This window comes from Ruegeria sp. HKCCA0370 (assembly GCF_013033705.1).
In the GTDB taxonomy this organism is placed as follows: domain Bacteria; phylum Pseudomonadota; class Alphaproteobacteria; order Rhodobacterales; family Rhodobacteraceae; genus Ruegeria.
The window spans coordinates 1064670-1083850 of sequence record NZ_WQEP01000001.1; the positions used below are offsets into that span (position 1 = coordinate 1064670).

Here is a 19181-nt window from a genome sequence, read left to right on the forward strand (position 1 = left end):
GTATCGCTCATCATACACGGGATAGGCGTTCGTAACACTCAGCCAAACGCCATTGAAACCCGCCTGAGATTGTTAGGGAGGACAGAATGAAAAAAACACTACTCGCGACCTGCGCTTTGTGTGTTGGAGCGACGGCAGGATACGCAGGCGGCCTGGATCGAAGTGGTCAGGGCATCAACCTGATCTTCGAAGAAGGGTCAGCAGTCCAGTTCCGGTTGGGATACACCAACCCCAGCGTAACGGGCACCATGCCTGCTTTGGCTGGACCAAACATCGGGCAGCCGGTCGATTCCGGAGAAGTTGCGAACGACTTTTTCACACCGCATCTGGGTTATAAAACGTCACTGACCGAAAAGCTCGATTTCGCGATCATGTATGACCAGCCCTTTGGGGCCGACATTGAATACGCAAACACCTACCCTCTTTCGATCAACCCTATTCCGGGTGGTCGTACCGATGTTTTGAGGGCTACAGCAGACACGGACGCCATTACGGCATTGCTGCGTTACAAATTCGATGGCGGGTTCAGCGCAATCGGCGGTATTCGAGCACAGCGTGTGAAGGCTTCTGTCACCGTCCCGCTTGCAGCAGGGTACCAGGTTGACACCAATGCCGACACTGCATTCGGCTACGTTATCGGGGTTGCATGGGAGAAACCGGAAATCGCAGCACGTGTGTCACTGACATACAACTCCAAGATCAGCCACGATCTATCGCAAACAGAATCTCTGAACCCACCACCGTTCCCTCCGATTCCACCCGGGACCGTGGCCACCTTCAACACAAACAGCGAAATTGAGACGCCCCAGTCGATCAACCTGGACTTCCAGACGGGCGTCGCGCCTAAAACGCTGTTGTTTGGTTCCGTTCGTTGGGTCGACTGGCCACAGCTGGTGTACAACCCGCCAAACTACCCGCCGACCAGCAACCTTGTTGACTACGACGATGCGACCTTCACCTATTCGTTGGGCTTGGGGTATCAATTCTCGGAAGAGTTCAGCGGTGCTGTAACACTAGGCTATGAGTCTTCTCAGGGTACTCCTGTATCCAACCTCGGCCCGACCGACGGGTTCTGGAGCGTTGGTCTGGGCGGAACATATTCGTTGGAGAATGCCAAAATTTCCGGTGGCGTACGCTACACTGACATCGGTGATGCAACGGCAGATGGCGCCTTTGGGCAAACAGCCACCTTCAGCGGCAATAGCGCCTGGAGTGTTGGGTTTCAGATCACTTACGCTCTGAACTAAATCCAAGGTGTTTTCATCTTAGGCTCCGCTGTATCAGCGGGGCCTTTTTTATGCGCAGGTTTCGGGTCGTATATCTGTCGAATGAATGAAATTGTGCGGCCATGAACACGCAAAAACACCTTTCTCGGCGCGCCTGGGTCGAGCTTCTTCTTCTGGCCGTCATCTGGGGCGCATCCTTTGTAGCCATCCGGATCGCTCTGGACTCCATTCCCGTTATGACATCGGTTCTGCACCGCACGTTCTGGGCGATGCTGGTGCTGTGGCTGGTGGCTTGGGGCAAGGGGCTTTCGCTGCCCCGCTCTGTGCGCATCTGGGGTGCATTTCTGATCATGGGATTGCTGAACAATGTCATCCCGTTCAGCTTGATGGCATGGGGTCAGCTTTACATCGATTCTGGTCTTACGGCCATTCTGAACGCGACCACAGCCATCTTTGGCGTTCTGGTTGCGGCGCTGTTTTTCAAAGATGAGCGTTTGACACAAGCCCGGGTTATCGGAGTCGTTTTGGGTTTTCTCGGTGTCTCGATCACGATCGGACTAAAGACCTTCACGTCTTTCAGCCTGCAAAACACAGCGCAGCTTGCCGTGTTGGCCGGAACGCTGTCGTATGCTTTTGCGGCGGCTTGGGCGCGGCATCATCTGTCTGACCTTCATCCCGTAGTCGCGGCAGCAGGAATGCTGACCGGTTCGACTGTGCTGATCCTGCCGCTGGCGCTCATGACGGACGGGGTGCCAACACTTGCCCTACCCGCGATTACCTGGGTTGCGATTGGCTATTACGCCATTGTGGCAACAGCGGGGGCATATCTTTTGTACTATCGAGTCCTGGCAATGGCGGGCAGCGGCAACCTGATGCTGGTGACGCTTGTTATCCCTCCTGTCGCCATCGTGCTTGGCGCAATTCTGCGGAACGAAGCGCTGCCGCCGAATGCCTATTTCGGCTTTGTCATCCTTGCCATGGGTCTTCTGGTATTGAACCGAGCTGGCCGCCGTGATTGACGCCGTGCGCTGCCCGATTTAGCAAAGGCAAAAAAGGGACAGCACAAGATGATCTACAATTCAGCCAAAGACTGGCGCACGGCAAGCCGCAAGAAGGTGCTGTTCTTTGGCATGTCCGGTCTGGGCAAGACATATGTCTCGAACATACTTCGGGACTCGGGGAACTGGTTTCACTACTCGATCGACTATCGCATCGGCACCCGGTACATGGGCGAGTACATCACCGACAATGCGAAGGCCGAGGCGATGAAAGTCCCGTTCTTGCGTGACCTGCTCCTGTCGGATTCCATTTACATCGGCTCTAATATCTCGTTCGCGAATCTGACTCCGGTCGCAGCCTATCTGGGCAAACCGGGCAACCCTGCCCTTGGCGGATTGGAGATGCCGGAATACCGCCGCAGGCAGGAACAGTTTCGGCTGGCCGAAATACACGCGCTGCTGGATACCGAGTATTTCATCGACCGGGCCGAGCGTTTGTACAAATACCCCCATTTCATCTGCGACACCGGTGGATCGATCTGCGAATGGGTAGACCCCGAAGATCCGAACGATCGGGTACTGTCCCAACTTTCGCAACACACCCTGATGATCTGGCTGAAGGGGGATGAGGAACACACGGCAGAGCTTGTACGCCGTTTTGACAAAGCCCCAAAGCCGATGTCCTATCAGGCCGAATTCCTGACCAAGGCGTGGACAGATTATCTGGACCTGCAAGGCTGTTCAGAAGCGGATGTGGATCCCGATGATTTCGTCCGTTGGACCTATGCACAGGCCTTGGCACACCGCCAGCCGCGTTACGAAGCCATGGCGAATAACTGGGGCGTGACGATTGCCGCCAACGACATCGGAAAAATTCGCGATGCCGCCGATTTCGATGAGTTGATCGAACACACACTTGAGACCACGCGCAACAACGCCTAACTATCAGTTTTCACTGATCTCTTAGAAGCCTGACACATGCCCATCAAAATCCCATCGGAACTGCCTGCTTTTGACGTCTTGACCAAAGAGGGCGTCATGGTCATGGACGAAGATCAGGCAATGCGTCAGGACATCCGCCCGCTGCGCATCGGTTTGCTGAACCTGATGCCCAAGAAAATCCAGACCGAAAACCAGTTCGCGCGTCTGATCGGGGCGACCCCGTTGCAGATCGATCTGTCTTTGATCCGCATGACCGAACACCGGACCAAGAACACCGCCGCCGAGCATATGTCCGAGTTCTATCGCCCGTTTCAGGAGATCAAGGATCAGAAACTCGACGGCCTGATCATCACCGGTGCCCCGATCGAACATCTGGAATTTCATGATGTCACCTATTGGGACGAAATCAGCGAGATCTTCGACTGGACCCAAACCAACGTACATTCCACCTTTGGTGTGTGCTGGGGCGGGATGGCGATGATCAACCATTTTCACGGTGTCAAAAAACACATGCTGGACGCAAAAGCCTTTGGGTGTTTCCGGCATCGCAACCTGGATCCGGCGTCTCCGTTCCTGCGCGGTTTCTCGGATGACTGCGTAGTTCCGGTCAGTCGATGGACGGAAATGAAACAGGATGAAATCGATCGCGCACCCGGGCTGAGGACCCTGTTGGGCAGCGACGATGTCGGCCCCTGTCTGGTCGAAGATCCCGGCCATCGCGCGCTGTATATATTCAATCACTTCGAATACGACAGTGATACGCTGAAACAGGAATATGATCGGGACGTCAGCAACGGCACGCCTATCAACGTGCCGATAAACTATTACCCTGATGATGATCCATCCAAAACGCCGCAGAACCGGTGGCGCAGTCATGCACATCTGCTGTACGGCAACTGGATCAACGAAATCTATCAGACCACGCCTTTCGACATAACGAAAATTGGCCACTAAAGCCCTGATATCCCTTGGCTTGGCCGTTCTGGGCCTTGTCATACTGACAACCTGGCGCAGCGCCCGGAACGAAGCGCTGGCCGAGGCGGCTTTCCCCCCCGAGGGTCGGTTTCTGGATGTGGGCGGCATCGCCGTGCACGCCGTGGTCATGGGGGACGGCCCTGATGTCGTTCTGATCCACGGTTCCAGCGGGAACACGCGCGACATGACCTTTGCGCTGGCCCCCATTCTGGCCAAGTCATACCGCGTGATCGTTTTTGACCGACCGGGCCTGGGCTATTCCGAAAGCTTCAATCCGGATGGCGAAACCATCATTGAACAGGCGGATATCCTGCAACGGGCGGCGGCTCAGCTTGGTGCGGAAAAACCCATCGTGGCCGGGCAGAGCTATGGCGGATCGGTCTCGCTGGCCTGGGCCGTGACCCGACCCGAGAATATCTCGGCTCTGGTTCTGATCGCCCCAGCCGCTATCCCATGGGAAACGCCCTTGGATGGGTTCAACCGGCTTGCGTCAACCACGGCGGGCAATCTGCTGGCCTTGCCCTTGATCAGCTCTTTCGTGCCCGAATGGTACGTCACACAGGCGTTGGACAAAGTTTTTGCACCGCAAACGGCGCCCGAAGGTTATGCGGAACATTTCGGGCCCGGGCTGACGATCCGGCGTGGCTCGATGCATGCAAACGCCAAGCAGCGCGCCAACCTGCTGGACGAAATTACCCGACTGCAACCCAGATATAGCGAAATCTCCGTTCCGACGGAAATCATCCACGGAACGGCCGACGACACCGTTGGTCTTGAATGGCATTCTGAACGCCTGATCGAACAGATCCCCGGGGCCGAGTTGATCGAGCTACCGGGTGTCGGCCATATGCCACAGGTGGTCGCAGCGCCCGAGGTTGCCGCCGCGATTGATCGCGCGGCGCAGCGCGCGGGTTTGCGTTAACCCACGCTCTAATCCATAGTCAGATATGGATTTTATCGCGAGGTGACATATGGCCCGGTCAGGAAAAGGCTCTATCGAGAAGTATTTTCAGAAAGACGCGCCCAAATCTGTACGGGAAGAGATTCAAAACGCGAAAAAGGGCGATATTCTGAACCCGACCTACCCGTATTCCGAAAAAATGAAGACCAAAGATTATGATGAGCAGATGGACCTGCTTCAGATTGAATTGGTCAAAATGCAATCCTGGGTCAAGGAAACCGACCAGCGGGTTGCCATCATATTCGAAGGTCGCGATGCCGCCGGCAAAGGTGGCACCATCAAACGGTTTCGCGAAAACCTGAACCCGCGCGGCGCGCGCAACGTTGCGCTGGCCAAACCATCAGACGCCGAACGCAGCCAATGGTATTTTCAGCGCTACATCCCGCATCTTCCCGCCGCTGGAGAGATCGTGTTCTTTGATCGCAGCTGGTACAATCGAGGTGTCGTCGAGAATGTCTTTGGCTTCTGCACTCAGGAACAGCGTGAGAGGTTCTTCCGTCAGGTCCTGCCGCTTGAAACGGGCCTGGTGAATGACGGCATCCATTTGTTCAAGTTCTGGCTCAATGTCGGGCGCGCAGAACAACTGAACCGTTTTCTGGCGCGCGAAAACGACCCTTTGAAGCATTGGAAGCTCAGCGCGATCGACGTCGCAGGGCTGAACAAATGGGATGAATACACGCAGTCGATCTCGGAAACCCTGACCCGGTCGCATTCTGATGCCTGCCCGTGGACAATTGTGCGTTCTGACGACAAAAAACGCGCGCGCCTTGCGGCCATCCGAACGGTTCTGCATGCCTTGGACTATGTTGAGAACGACAAGAACAGTATCGGCGAGATTGATACCCGTATCTGCGGTGGCCCGGATATGTGGGAGGCATAAATTGTCTCTCTGCCCTGCCCCGTCGATGGCTTCACGATCATGTATTGGACGACAATGCGTCGGTGGTCTATGTCCTTGTCTTCCAACACGCAATCAATGCAACTGAGGCCGGGATGACGAAACGCGGTTATCACCACGGAAACCTGAAGCAAGCCCTGATCGAGGCTGCCTTGTCCCTGATCGAAGACAAGGGCCCGACCGGTTTCACGCTGTCCGAGGCGGCCAAAACGGCCGGTGTCACGCCTGCCGCCGTCTATCGTCATTTTCAAGGGCGCGAGGACCTGATTGCCGAAGCCGCACGGCAGGGGTTTGAGATGTTCGCAGACCTGATGCAATACGCCTATGACGAGGGACAGCCTTCAGCCCTTGCCGCTTTTGAAGCAACGGGGCGTGCATATCTGGCCTTTGCGCGCAAAAATCCCGGGCATTACATCGCCATGTTCGAAAGCGGAATTTCCCTGAACCGGACACCCGAACTGTCCCTGGCAGCCAACCGGGCGAAGGCCGTTCTTGAAAAAGCGGCAGCGGACTTGTCCCAACATATTCCGCCTGACAAGCGCCCGCCCGCGTCGATGTTCAGCGCCCATATCTGGGCGATGAGCCACGGAGTCGTCGAGCTGTATGCCCGAAATACCGGCGCAACTTCGCCTTTTCCTCCCGAAGATTTGCTGGAAAGCGGTATCGGCATCTACCTGCGCGGTTTGGGCCTGATCCCCCAGGACGAGTGACGCGGTCAGAACGAACGACTGCCCTGAGGCATACTCAAGCCCGATGTCACATTGATCAGATCCATCTCACCCATGCCCTTGATATCAACGCACCCAAGCTCCGAGACCTGAAACTCGTCAATCAGGGCATATTTCATCTCTTCCGGGGCCACGATGTTCATGGGGTTGGCAAAGACCTGCAACCGGGACGCGATGTTTACGGCAGGGCCAAACACGTCATAGACATATTTCTGAATGCCCACGACCGATCCGACCGCCGCACCCATCCCCAATCCGATCCGCGCCTGCCACTTATGCGGATGGCTTTCGTTGCGGCGTTCGAGATAGCGCAGGAACCTTACCGCACAATGCGCCACGGCGGTCGCATGATCCGGTGTTGGATCTGGCATACCTGACACGGCCAGATAAGCATCTCCGATCGTTTTGATCCGCTCACACCCGAATTGTTCCACGATCCGGTCAAAGGCCGTGAAGATGTCGTTCAGTTCACTCAAGGTGACCGTCGGGTCGGTCTTGGCCGCAAAATCCGTGAACCCGACAAAATCCAGCATCACTACCGAAACCTGCTGATACAGCTGCGGTGTGACAACGCCGAACGTCTTGAACTCTTCATACACGGCTCGGGGCATCAGGTTCAGCAACAGGCGTTCCACTCTTTCCTTTTCGCGCTCAAGCTCTCGGGTGTTGCGCTCGACCATGGTGGAATAGCTGTCGATCATGCTTTCCAATTCGCGAATGCGGGTGATGTTCTGACATTCCACAATCAGCACCTGCTCGGACAAGCCATTTGCCAGTGAGACCGTGACAGCAAAAATCAAGGTCCTGCGTTTCGGCTTTATCTGCAATTCGACCGAGTACCGAAGGCCGGACTGCTTTACATCCTCCAGTTCTTTGGGGTCGAGATCCGACAGAACGTCGCTTAGGGTACTCCCTTTTTCAGGAGTGCCGAACCACTCCGTGAAAGGCCCGTTGTGAAAAACGAATTGCAGGTCGGATGCGCGCACCACGGCGACGCCGACTCCGATCGCACGGAGCAATTGCTCGTTTATCGCCAGAATGCTCATGCCGCGTTCCGAGTGACTATGATCGAACGTTTGCCTTCGATTGCGGTCAGCGCAGTTTTGATGTCTCCATCGGACATGCCATGCTGACTCAGCGCGTCGCCAAACAGCTCGGCCATGACGTCGAACTCGTTGTGCGAAATGTTTAGATGCCGATGAACTGCTTCGATCCTGTCATCACTGAAGGATGCCGGCCCGCCGATCAAGGACGAAACGAACTTGGTTTGATGGTCGATCAGGCGCGGCATATCAATGTCTTCGAAATGATGGCCGATCTCATCCGAATCCAACGCCATTTCATAGAAGGTCATCACGACCCGGCTGATCGTTTTAAAACCGCCATATTTTTCATAAAGTGTCTGTGCCACACGAATACCCGCGCGTTAACAATCAATAACCCCACAACATTATATCAAATCGATATTTTTGTTAACGCTTATGATTTTCTGGCCCGGAAGGATCCAAAACCGTCTTTCCGCACAGGAAAACCTGCCAGAGCATCGCTGAGGCCGAAGAGGACCCTTCATACGTTCTTTGAGAATGGGAAACGAAGGAAAGTTACACCAAGCGGGATTATCTATTGACTGATCTTAAAGCGCTCTGATGGGCTGGGCCGGATCAGCTTTGAACGCAAACAGCCCGCCCTTCTGGAGGAAATTTTCCTCTGGTCCCCCCAGAAGTAGCCGTTCAAAGAGAATTTGGTTTCAATACGGCGTGTCCTCATGTTCACATGCAAAAAATGGCTTAACCATCGAAAGGACCAAAAGTGCAGGAACATGGATATGCGTCCGGGCGACTGAATCTTCCTTTTGTCGGAATATCGACCTTCGCAAAATCTCCATATGTCGAGAACTGGGACAAAATTGACGCCGACGTTTGCGCGCTCGGCGCGCCGTTCGACTTTGGAACTCAGTGGCGCCCCGGCGCGCGTTTTGGTCCTCGGGCCGTGCGAGAGGCATCGACACTTTTCAGTTTTGGCCATGCCGGCGCCTATGATCATGAGGATGACGCGACCTATCTGGACAGCTCGGTTCGGATCGTCGACCTGGGCGATGCGGATATTGTCCACACCAAGACCGAGACGAGCCACAAGAACATAGCCTTTGGCGTGCAAAAAATTCTCGAGGCCGGGGCACTTCCGCTGGTGATTGGCGGTGATCACTCGATCAACATCCCCTGCATTTCCGCATTTGAAAGCGACTGCGCCGAAAACGGCCCGATCCATGTTGTTCAAATCGATGCGCATTTGGACTTTGTAGATGAACGTCACGGCGTCACCAACGGGCACGGAAATCCCATGCGCCGCGCGATCGAGAAAGACTATGTTTCAGGGATGACCCAGCTGGGCATTCGAAACGTATCGTCCACCGCCAAGGAAGGGTATGACGACGCGCGTGCGCGCGGATCGGACATCCTGTCCGTGCGGCAGGTTCGCAGATTGGGAACAGAGGCTGTTCTTGACCGCATTCCCGAAGGCAAACGGTACTATGTAACGATCGATATCGATGCGTTCTGCCCCTCGATCGCGCCCGGAACCGGAACTCCGAGCCATGGAGGTTTTTTGTATTACGACATTCTGGAAATCCTTCAGGGGCTGGCGAAAAGGGGTGACGTGGTGGGCATCGATCTGGTCGAGGTGGCCCCCGCTTACGACCCCACTGAAAGCACTCAGATTCTGGCGGCGCAGCTGCTGTTGAATTTTCTGGGTTTCATTTTTCACGAACGTGCCCGACGCGCGTGAAAAGCGGGTGGAGCGGAAGCTCCACCCCAAACCTCAGGCGTCGATAATGTTGTGTCCCGGCCCGTAGGGGAAGCCTGTGATGTTTTCGGCTCCGTCTTCGCCCACCACCAAAATATCGTGTTCCCTGTAACCGCCTGCACCGGGCTGGCCTTCGGGGATCCACAGCATCGGCTCGATCGAGACCACCATGCCGGGTTCCAGCACTGTGTCGATGTCTTCGCGGAGTTCCAGACCGGCTTCGCGACCATAGTAGTGGCTCAGAACACCAAACGAGTGCCCATAGCCGAAGGAACGATATTGAAGCAGGCCTTCGTCGGCAAAGAACCGGTTGATCTCGGCGGTGATACCGGAACATGTGGCACCGGGTTTGATCAGGCTCAATCCAAGTTCATGCGCGGCCACATTGGCCTTCCACAGGCGCAGGCTGTCGGCATCCGGCTCGCCCAGAAACAGGGTCCGCTCCAGGGCGGTGTAATAGCCCGAGATCATCGGAAAGGTGTTCAGCGACAGGATATCACCTTTTTGCAACGCGCGTTTGGTGACCGGGTTATGCGCGCCGTCGGTGTTCAAACCCGACTGAAACCAAACCCATGTGTCGCGGTATTCGGCATCCGGATAGGCCCGCGCGATTTCCACTTCCATCGCGTCTCGACCAGCCATCGCGATTTCGATTTCGGTTGCGCCTTCGCGGATTGCGGCATGGATCGCAGCACCACCCACATCGGCCGTGCGCGCTCCACCCTTGATCAATTCGATCTCTTCAGCGGATTTGATCATCCGCGCGGCCATGGTGTCGGCCGCGATGTCAACCAACTCTGGCTTGTCCAGCGTGTTCAGCGCCGTGTCGCGCGCTGCAAGCGTCATGTGGTCGCCTTCGATGCCGATCCGCTTTGCATTCCCGATCAGACTTGCAACTGCCCGCCAGTAGTTGTCGCGTTTCCAGTCCGTATAGATCACATTGTCTTCAACCGACCGGCGCCAGGGTTGCCCGGCATCAATATTGGCAGAAACGGTGGTGCATTTGTCCTGGGTCACAACACAGCCATAGGGGCGCCCGAACGCACAGTACAGAAAGCCTGAATAATAGGCGATGTTCTGCATCGATGTCAGCAGCACTACCGGTATATCCCGCTGGGCCATGATCGCGCGCAGCTTGCCAAGACGGCGGTCATATTCGGCTTTGCTGAACGGCAACGGGGCCTTGTCGCCATTATGGCAGGTGAAGAACTGAGGGCGGTTAGAAATGTCAGTCATCCTTGGTCTCTCATCTATGCCGGGCATGCATTTTCCCGGCCACATGTCCCGGCGTTCAGGACAGGCGGTCTCGGGGTCCGAGAGCCGATCACCTCGGTAGTCGCCGCGACGCCATCGCGGCAGAGATGAACAGGTGAATCGTTAGATCAGACGATTTGCTGCGTCAAGCGGGCGAAAGGCCCCGCAGACGCTCCGACCGACGCCGCAACAGTTCAACCGTCGTCAGCAGGGCAATGGATAGGACCACAAGGATTGTCGCGACCGCCAGAATGGTTGGACTGATCTGTTCCCGCAGGCCGGTGAACATCTGCCACGGCAATGTCTTTTGCGAGGCGGAGCCCACAAACAAGACCACGACCACTTCGTCGAACGATGTGATGAAGGCAAACAGGCCGCCCGAGATTACGCCCGGTAATATCAACGGCATTTGTATCTTGAAGAAGGTCCTAACGGGCCCTGCGCCCATATTGGCCGCCGCCCGTGTCAGAGATCGATCAAAGCCCACCAGGGTCGCCGTCACGGTGATGATCACAAAGGGAATACCTAGCACTGCGTGGGCCAGGATAACTTTCAGATAGCCTACGAAGTTCTTGTTCATGCCAAGTGTACCTTCGAGGAAACGTCCGATATCACTGTAGAAAAAGAACATACCCGTCGCCGAGATGATCAGCGGAACAATCATCGGCGAAATCAGAATTCCCATGATCGCACGGCGTCCTGGAACGTGAGACTGGCTGAGCCCGATCGCGGCCAGCGTTCCTAACGTTACCGAGATAACCGTCGCAATCGGCGCGATGATCAGCGAATTCTTGAAGCTGCGTTGCCATTCGTTGTTGGTGAAGAAATCTCGGTAATGCTTCAGCGAATAGCCTTCCGGATCAAGCCGCAGCATCTCGGGCGTGAAGGTAAAGAAGTCCTGCGCGTTGAAAGACAACGGCAACACCACCAGAATCGGCGTGATCAGAAAAACGAAGATCGCACCACAGATCACGCGAAACAGGTAGTGATAGAAAACCTGTTGTGCCGTGAGATACGGCAGCAGCTTGCGCCTATACCGCCCCTCGTACAACCAATAGATAAACCAGGCGAAAAACCAGCCGCCGAGCAGCCCCAATACACCGCCCATCAACCCGGCCACTAAAAAACCCACGACACCGAATCCGATGATATTGATCAAGCGTGCGAGGTTTTCGTTCTTCACGATATTTATGTAGACCCAGGCCAGCCCCGCGATCAGGACGGCTCCACCCAGTATGCCCAGAAGGACCGAACCATTTCCGGCCCCGACGAAAATGCCGGCAAATGCCCCGGCTAGTGCGACACTGGGCAAAACCATGGACATGGGTTTGCGGGATATCGGTGTCAGTGCTGCCATCTTGATTATCCCAACTTCACGTTATCGATGCCCACGATCTTGTCGTAGACCCAGTAGAGCAACAGCACGACCGCCAGAAGGATCGTACCCAAGGCCGCAGCCAGCCCCCAGTTCAGTGAGGACGAGATGTGATAGGCAATCCGGTTCGAGATGAAGACGCCCTTGGTGCCGCCCACGATCTCGGGCGTGATGTAGTACCCAATCGCCAGAATGAACACGAGGATCGAACCGGCACCGATTCCGGGCACGGATTGCGGGAAGTAGATGCGCCAGAACGTCGTCCAGTTCGTTGCACCCATGGATTTGGCCGCACGCGTGTAAGACGGCGGAATGGTCTGCATCACCGAATACATTGGCAGGATCATGAACGGCAAAAGGATGTGTGTCATCGCGATGATGGTGCCGATCTGGTTGTTGATTATGATCAGGCGAGCGTCATCAGCGACCAGTCCTAACCAAACGAGGGTATCGTTAATAACCCCCTGTTGCTGCAACATGACCTTCCAGGCTGACGTTCGAACCAGAAGGGACGTCCAGAAGGGCAAAAGGACAAGTATCATCAACAGGTTCGATACCCGCATTGGAAGTGTCGCCAACAAATAACTGACAGGATAAGCAAGCAGGATACAAGCACCTGTTATTACGAGCGACATGAACAGAGTACGTCCAAAAAGCTTGATCAGGATCTGCTTGTCTTCGGGTTGGGCCTGTGCGCCTTCCGGGGTTCTGCGCATATCGACGGCATTCAGGAAGTAACCATTGGTAATCGCTGGTGAGTGGGTCTTGATCACTCGCCAGGTTTGCGGATCTCCCCATCCGTCATGAATCTCGATCAATTTTTCCTTGAACGGCCCATCCGTTTCAGGGTCCAGTTTTTTGATCTGGCGCCCGGATCTGCGGAACATCGAAGACATGCCAGTCTCTTCGTAGTTCAAACGCGAACCGAGCCTTGTGTGCTCTTTGTTGTCAATCGCAACAATCATGTCGCGGACAAAGGCCTCGTATACATCCTCACCCGGCAACTCACCTGACTGCTCGTCCCAGTTGTTCAGGGCTTCTACGGTCAAGGGAAGCGTGTCGGACACGATACTGTTTTCAACGGACCTGAACAGCATCGATGCAATGGGAACGATGAATGAAAACAGGACAAAGAGGAGAAGCGGAGCAACCAACAGCAACGCCCGGAGCTTTTGCCTGCGTAGCGACCGCGCCAGCGACTGCTTGAGCGGTGTTCCATCAGCGGCCAGCATAGGGCCCGCGTTTTGGGTGGCGTCGGTCATTGTTGCCCCTTGGCTTTTTTGGGGTCAGGGGCAGTTTCCCGCCCCTGACAGTGTCACCAATTCAAAACTGGATTATTGCGCCAGCCACGCCTGGAATTTGGCGTCGATGTCGTCACGGTAGTCCGCCCAGAACTCATAGTTGTACAGGAACGTGTTCTTGGCGTTTTCCGGATCGGTTGGCATATGGGGTGCCATATCGATACCCAGTTCGGCATGCTTACCCACCAGCGGAGCCGACGATGCACGGGCCGGGCCGTACGAGATGTACTTGGCCTGATCCGCCAGACGCTGGGTATCGGTCGCGAACATGATGTAGTCCAGCGCGCGCTTCTGACGCTCTTCGCTCAGACCAGCGGGAATGATCCAACCATCCAGATCGAACACCTGAGCGTCCCAAAGCATGGCGACCGGCTGCTTCTGCTCTTCGATTACGCTGAACAAACGGCCGTTATAGGTAGAACCCATGACAACCTCTCCATCGGCCAGCAGCTGCGGCGTGTCGGCACCCGCAGACCACCAGACAACGCTGTCTTTGATGGTGTCCAGCTTGGCCAGCGCCTGATCCTGACCTTCCGGAGTGGCCAGAACGTCATAGACATCATCCTTCGCGACGCCATCGCACAAAAGGGCCCATTCCATATTGTTGATCGGGCGTTTTTCCAACGAGCGCTTGCCGGGGTAAGCTTCCAGATCGAACACAGCGCAGATATCGGTTGGGGGTGTATCGCCGACCAGGTCAGTACGGTAACCGAAGGTGGTTGAGTACACGATCTGCGGAATAAAGCAGTCGCTGACCAACAGGTCGCCGAAATCTTCGGAGGCAGGTGTGCCATCCGGCGCGGGGGCAAGCTGGGTGTCAAAGTCGATTTCCAGCGCAAGCCCTTCGTCACACAGACGAATTGCGTCTGCGGCCACAACATCGACCACGTCCCAGGTGATATTGCCGGCTTCGTTCATCGCGCGCAGTTTTGCAACCGCTTCGGCTGAGCTGTCATCATTCAGGATGGTGACACCTGTCTTTTCAGAATAGGGCTCGTGATACGCCTTCAGCTGCGATTTGGAATAAGCGCCGCCCCAGGAAACGATCGTCATCTCCTCGGCGAACGCACCGCCGGCAACCGCCCCAACTGCAGCTGCTGTCAACAATGTTTTGGTTTTCTTCATGAATTACTCCCAGTTCTTCCCGTTTATGTGTGTGGTCGACTGATGCACGGGTTTTCACCAGCCGGTCCCTCAGTGAGGTCGCGCTTGTTCCGCGCGACTTGGCCTATGCGTCGAGCGCACGACAATCCTGAGCCAGCCAGCCGATCTCGATCTCCTGCCCCGGGGACAGGCGGATTGCGTCTGGCGCGTTCCGGGTCTTGACGATGAACTCATCATTTCCGGCAACGGACATGCGGAAACGGAATACGTCACCCATGTAGATGAACTCTTTGACAGTCGCTTTCAGCGTATGAGCATCGGCGTGCAAGCGATCCTTGTTGAATTCCACCCGCTCAGGCCGGATTGACACCTTTGTCCTTTCGCCCGGATTGCGAACATTGATCGGAACCGCGTCAATTTCAGAGCCATCATCAATTTGGACAAGGCATGTGTCGCCATCAATCGATTTAATGACACCTTCCAAGGTGTTGTTTTCCCCGATGAATTGGGCAACAAAGCTGTTTTCTGGTTCTTCATAAAGTTGATCAGGCGGTGCAAGCTGCTGAATACGGCCGTCGTCGAACACAGCGACACGATCCGACATAGTCAACGCTTCGGTCTGGTCATGCGTCACATAGACCGTGGTAATTCCAAGCTCATGCGCAAGACGCGTGATTTCAAACTGCATATGCTCGCGCAGCTGTTTGTCCAGTGCGCCCAGGGGTTCATCCATCAACACCAGTTCGGGTTCGAAAACCAAGGCGCGCGCCAAGGCTATTCGTTGTTGCTGACCGCCAGACAACTGAGCCGGGCGTCGCCCACCAAACGCACCCATCTGAACCATGTCCAGGGCGCGCTGAACCTTTTCATCCCGTTCAGACTTGCCCAATTTGCGGACTTCCAAGGGGAATGAAAGGTTTTCGGCCACCGTCATATGCGGAAACAGGGCGTAGTTCTGGAAGACCATGCCAATCCCACGCTTGTGTGGAGGGATATTGTTGATTGGCTTCCCGTCAAGAAGGATTTCGCCATGTGTGGCGGTTTCGAATCCGGCAAGCATCATAAGGCAGGTAGTCTTTCCAGACCCGGACGGCCCGAGCATGGTCAGGAATTCGCCTTTAGGCATTGCAAGGTTGAGATCTTTGACAACGAGATTCTCGCCATCATAAGATTTTTGTACGCGTTGGAATTCAACAAACGCGGCATCAGTATTTGTGTCGGTCACAAGACCCCCTGTTGCGTCAAATGATTATCCGAGAGTTGCGGATTTCATTGATCTGTAGTCAGCAGTTAAGACCATGCAGTAGGCACTTGGCAACATTAGATGACGCTTTTGCGAATATTCATATCATATTTGCTGTTTCAATCAGCAAGATTGAGGCGACCCATATGCCATGCAAGACTTTGATTGCTTGAAAGAACAGGCTTACCAATCCGTTTGCGAATCTCAGGGATTGCTTCAATGGTCCGAAGGTTGGTGCAGCTAATGAATACCGCTTCTACCGACGGATCAGATCCCAATTCTGTCGCAGCTTCGATCACGGACTGCACCGAAATCCGAGCAACCTTTGCCTCTTCGGCCTGCCCGAATGTCCCGAAAACATCCATGGTTATTCCGTTTTCTGAAAACGCGGCACGCAGCGGTGCGTTGACCTCTTCGACATAAGGCGACAGCAGCGCAAACCTGGACACGCCAAGATCCGCGGCGCAGGCCGTGGCCGCGCGCAAAGGGTTCGTAACCTCTTTTGTATTGCACGACTGTTTGACAAGTTCCTCCACACGTTCTGATCCAATGACGGAACTTGCGGACGTGCAGCCATAACCCACCACCCGGAAAGGACGCGCGCTGGGCAGCAATCCCGCCGCCGCCGGCAGGGCCTCTTCCATCTCGGCCAGGGTTTCCGGTGTCACTTCAATGCCGCTGGGTATCCGTGTTACATACAACGGGTTTTTCCGGTCCGAGAAAATCGTGCTGAATTCCGGCTCAATCGTCTCGTCGACCTGAAGAACAATCAATCCAAGCGGCGGGGCTTGCGGGTCGTCCTTGTCAAGCGTGTACGGCACGTAGGTCATAGCTGGATCATCTCCGGCCCGATACGCGGGCTGATAAAGCGCGGAACATCGTCTGTTACGACGATGTTTTCTTCGTGAACCAAGATCTTGCCACCAACGGCAATGCCCGGCTCCAAGGTCAGCACCATGCCTGGCTCAAGAACTGTCTGGTCCGTCGGGATGAGCGACGGCCATTCGGTCAGCGACATTCCCAACCCGTGCCCCAACCGACCGGCATCTGTGCTTTCGGATGCCTTGGTCAGCACGGTGTTCATGGCATGAAACAGCTCTGCTGCGGTGGCGCCGGGGCGGGCGATTTCGAAAGCAGCGTCAGACGCCTCAATCAGCCTAGCGTAAGCAGATTTCACGTCCGGATTTGCTGGGCCGACCGACCAGTTGCGGTCGAAGTCACTGAAATAGCCATCCCAGACCAAGCCGGTATCAAGCATCAGTACATCGCCATCCTCCAAGGGGGACGAAGACGCCGGCGATATTACGTCAGAGTAACCGCCCTGCTCTGCCCCACCTGCGAGATACGGCACCCAGTCGGCACCCTCTTCCAGACAGAGTATCTGGAAACCGCGAAATACTTCATCCAAAGGCACGCCTGCCCGAGCAATCTCGGGAACTCGGGCGAAGGCCCGACCGGCTATGGCGCATGCGGTTTCGATCTTGGCGATTTCCGCCTCGGATTTGACTATGCGAAGTTGGCGCAAAACACCGTGATCTCCGGTGATGTGGCGCGAACCGAGCCTGTTTCGCAGGCGTTCAATATCCGACATGGGCATACGCGCGTGCGTCTCGTGACCATCGGGCATTCCAATACGGCCTGTGAGGGGTGTCAATTCCGTCAGGGCATCCGTCAAAAGCGAGACGCCGTCATCCTGAAGGTCGGGTGAGCTCCACGTTCGGATGTCGTCGATCCAGGTTTGCCCCATCAACGAGGCGCCGATCGAGGGGATAACCGCAACCGGTTTACCGGCCACAGGCAGGATCAGGAACCACGGGCGGGTCGGGCTTTCCCAGAATCTGGTCAGGTATCCGGTAAAGTAACGCACGTCGGTTTCCGTGGTCAGCAGCAGCGCCGACAGGCCAGCGGCATTCATCATCACCTGTGCGCGTTCGGTGCGCGCTGCGAACTCTGCTGGCTCGAACCCTCTCATCCGGCGACCTCAGAGGTGGGGCGCCGCATGCAGGCTGAACCGTTGAAACGACACCGCTTGAATGGCCCGGTGCTATGGCCTGTTCGGTGTAGATTGATATCGGCTTTCATGCAGCCCCCTGAATTTTCGTTCGTTGACGTGAGCGGATCGGTAGGGTTCTGTCAACCAAAGTCTTTTGTTGACCGGAGGCGCCAATGACCCACTCTGATCCAGCCTTCAGCCGGGTGGAATATGATCGCCGTCTTGCCAAGACCCGAAAGGCGATGGCCGCAAATGGAATTGACTGCCTTTTTGTCGAAGACCCTTCGAACATCGGATGGCTCACCGGTTATGAGGGCTGGTCTTTTTACGTTCACCAAGGTGCCTTGATCTTTCTTGACGCGGACCCGATCTGGTGGGGGCGCCGGCAGGATGCAAACGGTGCGCTGCGCACGGTGTGGATGGGGGACGATCGGGTTTTCGGATACGCGGATCACTTCGTGCAGTCGACCACACGGCATCCAATGCAGGATCTGGCCCAGCTTATTGCGGACTGCGGACACGGCCAAAGCCGAATTGGGGTGGAGCTGGACAATTATTATTACTCGGCCAAAGCCCATATTACACTAACAACGGAACTGCCCGAGGCGACGCTGATGGATGCAACGGCCTTGGTCAACTGGCAACGGGTCGTGAAATCCGACGAAGAAATCGCCCTGATGCGCAAGGCGGCCCGAATTTCAGAATTCGTGACTGACGGCGTGCTTGAACGCGTTGAACCCGGCCTGCGCAAGAACGAGCTGGTCGCACAGATATACCATGACGCAATAACGGGCGTCGGGGATGACTGGGGGGATTACGCGGCCATCGTACCACTTTTGCCGTCCGGCTCAGACGCCGCCGCGCCGCATTTGACCTGGAATGGAGATGTGTTCAAATCGGGTGAATGCACCTTCTTCGAACTCTCCGGCTGCTATCGCCGATATCATGCTCCGTTCTGCCGGTCGGTATTTCTGGGTCAACCGCCTGATCATCTTAGAAGGGCCGAGGCGGCCTTGGTCGAGGGGTTGGAGGCGGGTCTGGAGGCTGCGCGCCCCGGCAATCGCGCAAAAGATATCGCCAAAGCGCTGGCGGCGCCTCTCGAACGTGCGGGGATCGAACGCGGTGCCCGCTGCGGCTATCCTGTCGGCCTCAGCTATCCTCCGGACTGGGGCGAGCGCACGATCTCGTTGCGGGACGAAGACAATACGATCCTCGAAGCTGGCATGACATTTCACTTTATGCCCGGGCTATGGATGGATGATTGGGGGCTTGCGATCACCGAGACCATCCTGATCGATGAAAACGGTCCGGCCGAGTGTCTGTGCAAACGACCACGCAAAATATTCGTCAAGCCCTGACAGGTGCACGAACGATTGCAGGC

18 protein-coding genes are annotated in these 19181 nt (G+C 55.8%); 9 read left to right on the forward strand and 9 right to left on the reverse strand.

Annotated features, from left to right (window positions below; translation table 11 throughout):
• The first annotated feature begins 86 nt into the window (after positions 1-86).
• The 7 genes from GOW31_RS05395 (at position 87) to GOW31_RS05425 (ending at position 6710) form a co-directional block, all read left to right on the forward strand.
• Positions 87-1247 carry an OmpP1/FadL family transporter gene (locus GOW31_RS05395; RefSeq protein ID WP_171116207.1) on the forward strand — a complete coding sequence of 387 codons (1161 nt, stop codon included), beginning with the start codon at positions 87-89 and terminating at the stop codon, positions 1245-1247.
• A 101-nt stretch (positions 1248-1348) separates the two neighbouring features.
• Positions 1349-2245: a DMT family transporter gene (locus GOW31_RS05400; protein ID WP_171116209.1), complete on the forward strand. Its 897-nt coding sequence runs from the start codon at positions 1349-1351 to the stop codon at positions 2243-2245.
• 48 nt (positions 2246-2293) lie between these two features.
• Positions 2294-3166: an ATPase gene (locus tag GOW31_RS05405; protein ID WP_171116212.1), complete on the forward strand. Its 873-nt coding sequence runs from the start codon at positions 2294-2296 to the stop codon at positions 3164-3166.
• A 36-nt stretch (positions 3167-3202) separates the two neighbouring features.
• Entirely contained in the window at positions 3203-4120 is a 918-nt protein-coding gene (gene metA / locus GOW31_RS05410) for a homoserine O-succinyltransferase (RefSeq protein WP_171168395.1), read from the forward strand.
• A complete protein-coding gene (locus GOW31_RS05415; RefSeq protein WP_171168397.1) occupies positions 4110-5063 on the forward strand; it encodes an alpha/beta fold hydrolase in 954 nt (317 codons plus the stop codon). The genes metA and GOW31_RS05415 overlap by 11 nt, the downstream gene beginning before the upstream one ends.
• A gap of 49 nt (positions 5064-5112) precedes the next feature.
• Positions 5113-5982 carry a polyphosphate kinase 2 gene (gene ppk2 / locus GOW31_RS05420; RefSeq protein ID WP_171168399.1) on the forward strand — a complete coding sequence of 290 codons (870 nt, stop codon included), beginning with the start codon at positions 5113-5115 and terminating at the stop codon, positions 5980-5982.
• 113 nt (positions 5983-6095) lie between these two features.
• On the forward strand, positions 6096-6710 hold the full coding sequence (locus GOW31_RS05425) for a TetR/AcrR family transcriptional regulator (protein WP_152457804.1): 615 nt from the start codon (positions 6096-6098) through the stop codon (positions 6708-6710).
• A gap of 5 nt (positions 6711-6715) precedes the next feature.
• Here GOW31_RS05425 and GOW31_RS05430 read toward each other — a convergent pair whose 3' ends face one another.
• Both GOW31_RS05430 and GOW31_RS05435 read right to left on the reverse strand, forming a co-directional pair.
• The gene (locus GOW31_RS05430; protein WP_171116220.1) at positions 6716-7774 is read right to left on the reverse strand and encodes an adenylate/guanylate cyclase domain-containing protein; all 1059 of its coding nucleotides are present in this window, start codon (positions 7772-7774) and stop codon (positions 6716-6718) included.
• Positions 7771-8139 carry a group 1 truncated hemoglobin gene (locus tag GOW31_RS05435; RefSeq protein WP_152457802.1) on the reverse strand — a complete coding sequence of 123 codons (369 nt, stop codon included), beginning with the start codon at positions 8137-8139 and terminating at the stop codon, positions 7771-7773. The genes GOW31_RS05430 and GOW31_RS05435 overlap by 4 nt, the downstream gene beginning before the upstream one ends.
• Before the next feature lie 398 nt (positions 8140-8537).
• On the opposite strand from GOW31_RS05435, the gene speB reads away from it, so the two are divergent.
• Complete coding sequence (speB, locus tag GOW31_RS05440; protein ID WP_171168401.1) at positions 8538-9512, forward strand: agmatinase; 975 nt, start codon at positions 8538-8540, stop codon at positions 9510-9512.
• Positions 9513-9545: 33 nt separating this feature from the next.
• Here speB and GOW31_RS05445 read toward each other — a convergent pair whose 3' ends face one another.
• The 7 genes from GOW31_RS05445 to GOW31_RS05475 form a co-directional block, all read right to left on the reverse strand.
• Complete coding sequence (locus tag GOW31_RS05445) at positions 9546-10766, reverse strand: aminopeptidase P family protein (protein WP_171168403.1); 1221 nt, start codon at positions 10764-10766, stop codon at positions 9546-9548.
• A gap of 163 nt (positions 10767-10929) precedes the next feature.
• Positions 10930-12141 (reverse strand): ABC transporter permease, encoded by a 1212-nt coding sequence (locus tag GOW31_RS05450; RefSeq protein WP_152457799.1) that lies wholly within the window; start codon positions 12139-12141, stop codon positions 10930-10932.
• Positions 12142-12146: 5 nt separating this feature from the next.
• A complete protein-coding gene (locus GOW31_RS05455) occupies positions 12147-13421 on the reverse strand; it encodes an ABC transporter permease (protein WP_152457798.1) in 1275 nt (424 codons plus the stop codon).
• A 72-nt stretch (positions 13422-13493) separates the two neighbouring features.
• Positions 13494-14585 (reverse strand): extracellular solute-binding protein, encoded by a 1092-nt coding sequence (locus tag GOW31_RS05460; RefSeq protein ID WP_171168405.1) that lies wholly within the window; start codon positions 14583-14585, stop codon positions 13494-13496.
• A 103-nt stretch (positions 14586-14688) separates the two neighbouring features.
• A complete protein-coding gene (locus tag GOW31_RS05465) occupies positions 14689-15789 on the reverse strand; it encodes an ABC transporter ATP-binding protein (RefSeq protein ID WP_171168407.1) in 1101 nt (366 codons plus the stop codon).
• A 137-nt stretch (positions 15790-15926) separates the two neighbouring features.
• Complete coding sequence (locus tag GOW31_RS05470) at positions 15927-16637, reverse strand: aspartate/glutamate racemase family protein (RefSeq protein WP_171168409.1); 711 nt, start codon at positions 16635-16637, stop codon at positions 15927-15929.
• The gene (locus GOW31_RS05475; protein ID WP_171168411.1) at positions 16634-17779 is read right to left on the reverse strand and encodes a Xaa-Pro peptidase family protein; all 1146 of its coding nucleotides are present in this window, start codon (positions 17777-17779) and stop codon (positions 16634-16636) included. The genes GOW31_RS05470 and GOW31_RS05475 overlap by 4 nt, the downstream gene beginning before the upstream one ends.
• Positions 17780-17973: 194 nt before the next feature.
• Here GOW31_RS05475 and GOW31_RS05480 point away from each other — a divergent pair, with 194 nt between their 5' ends.
• Entirely contained in the window at positions 17974-19158 is a 1185-nt protein-coding gene (locus GOW31_RS05480) for a M24 family metallopeptidase (protein ID WP_171168413.1), read from the forward strand.
• Positions 19159-19181 lie beyond the last annotated feature (23 nt).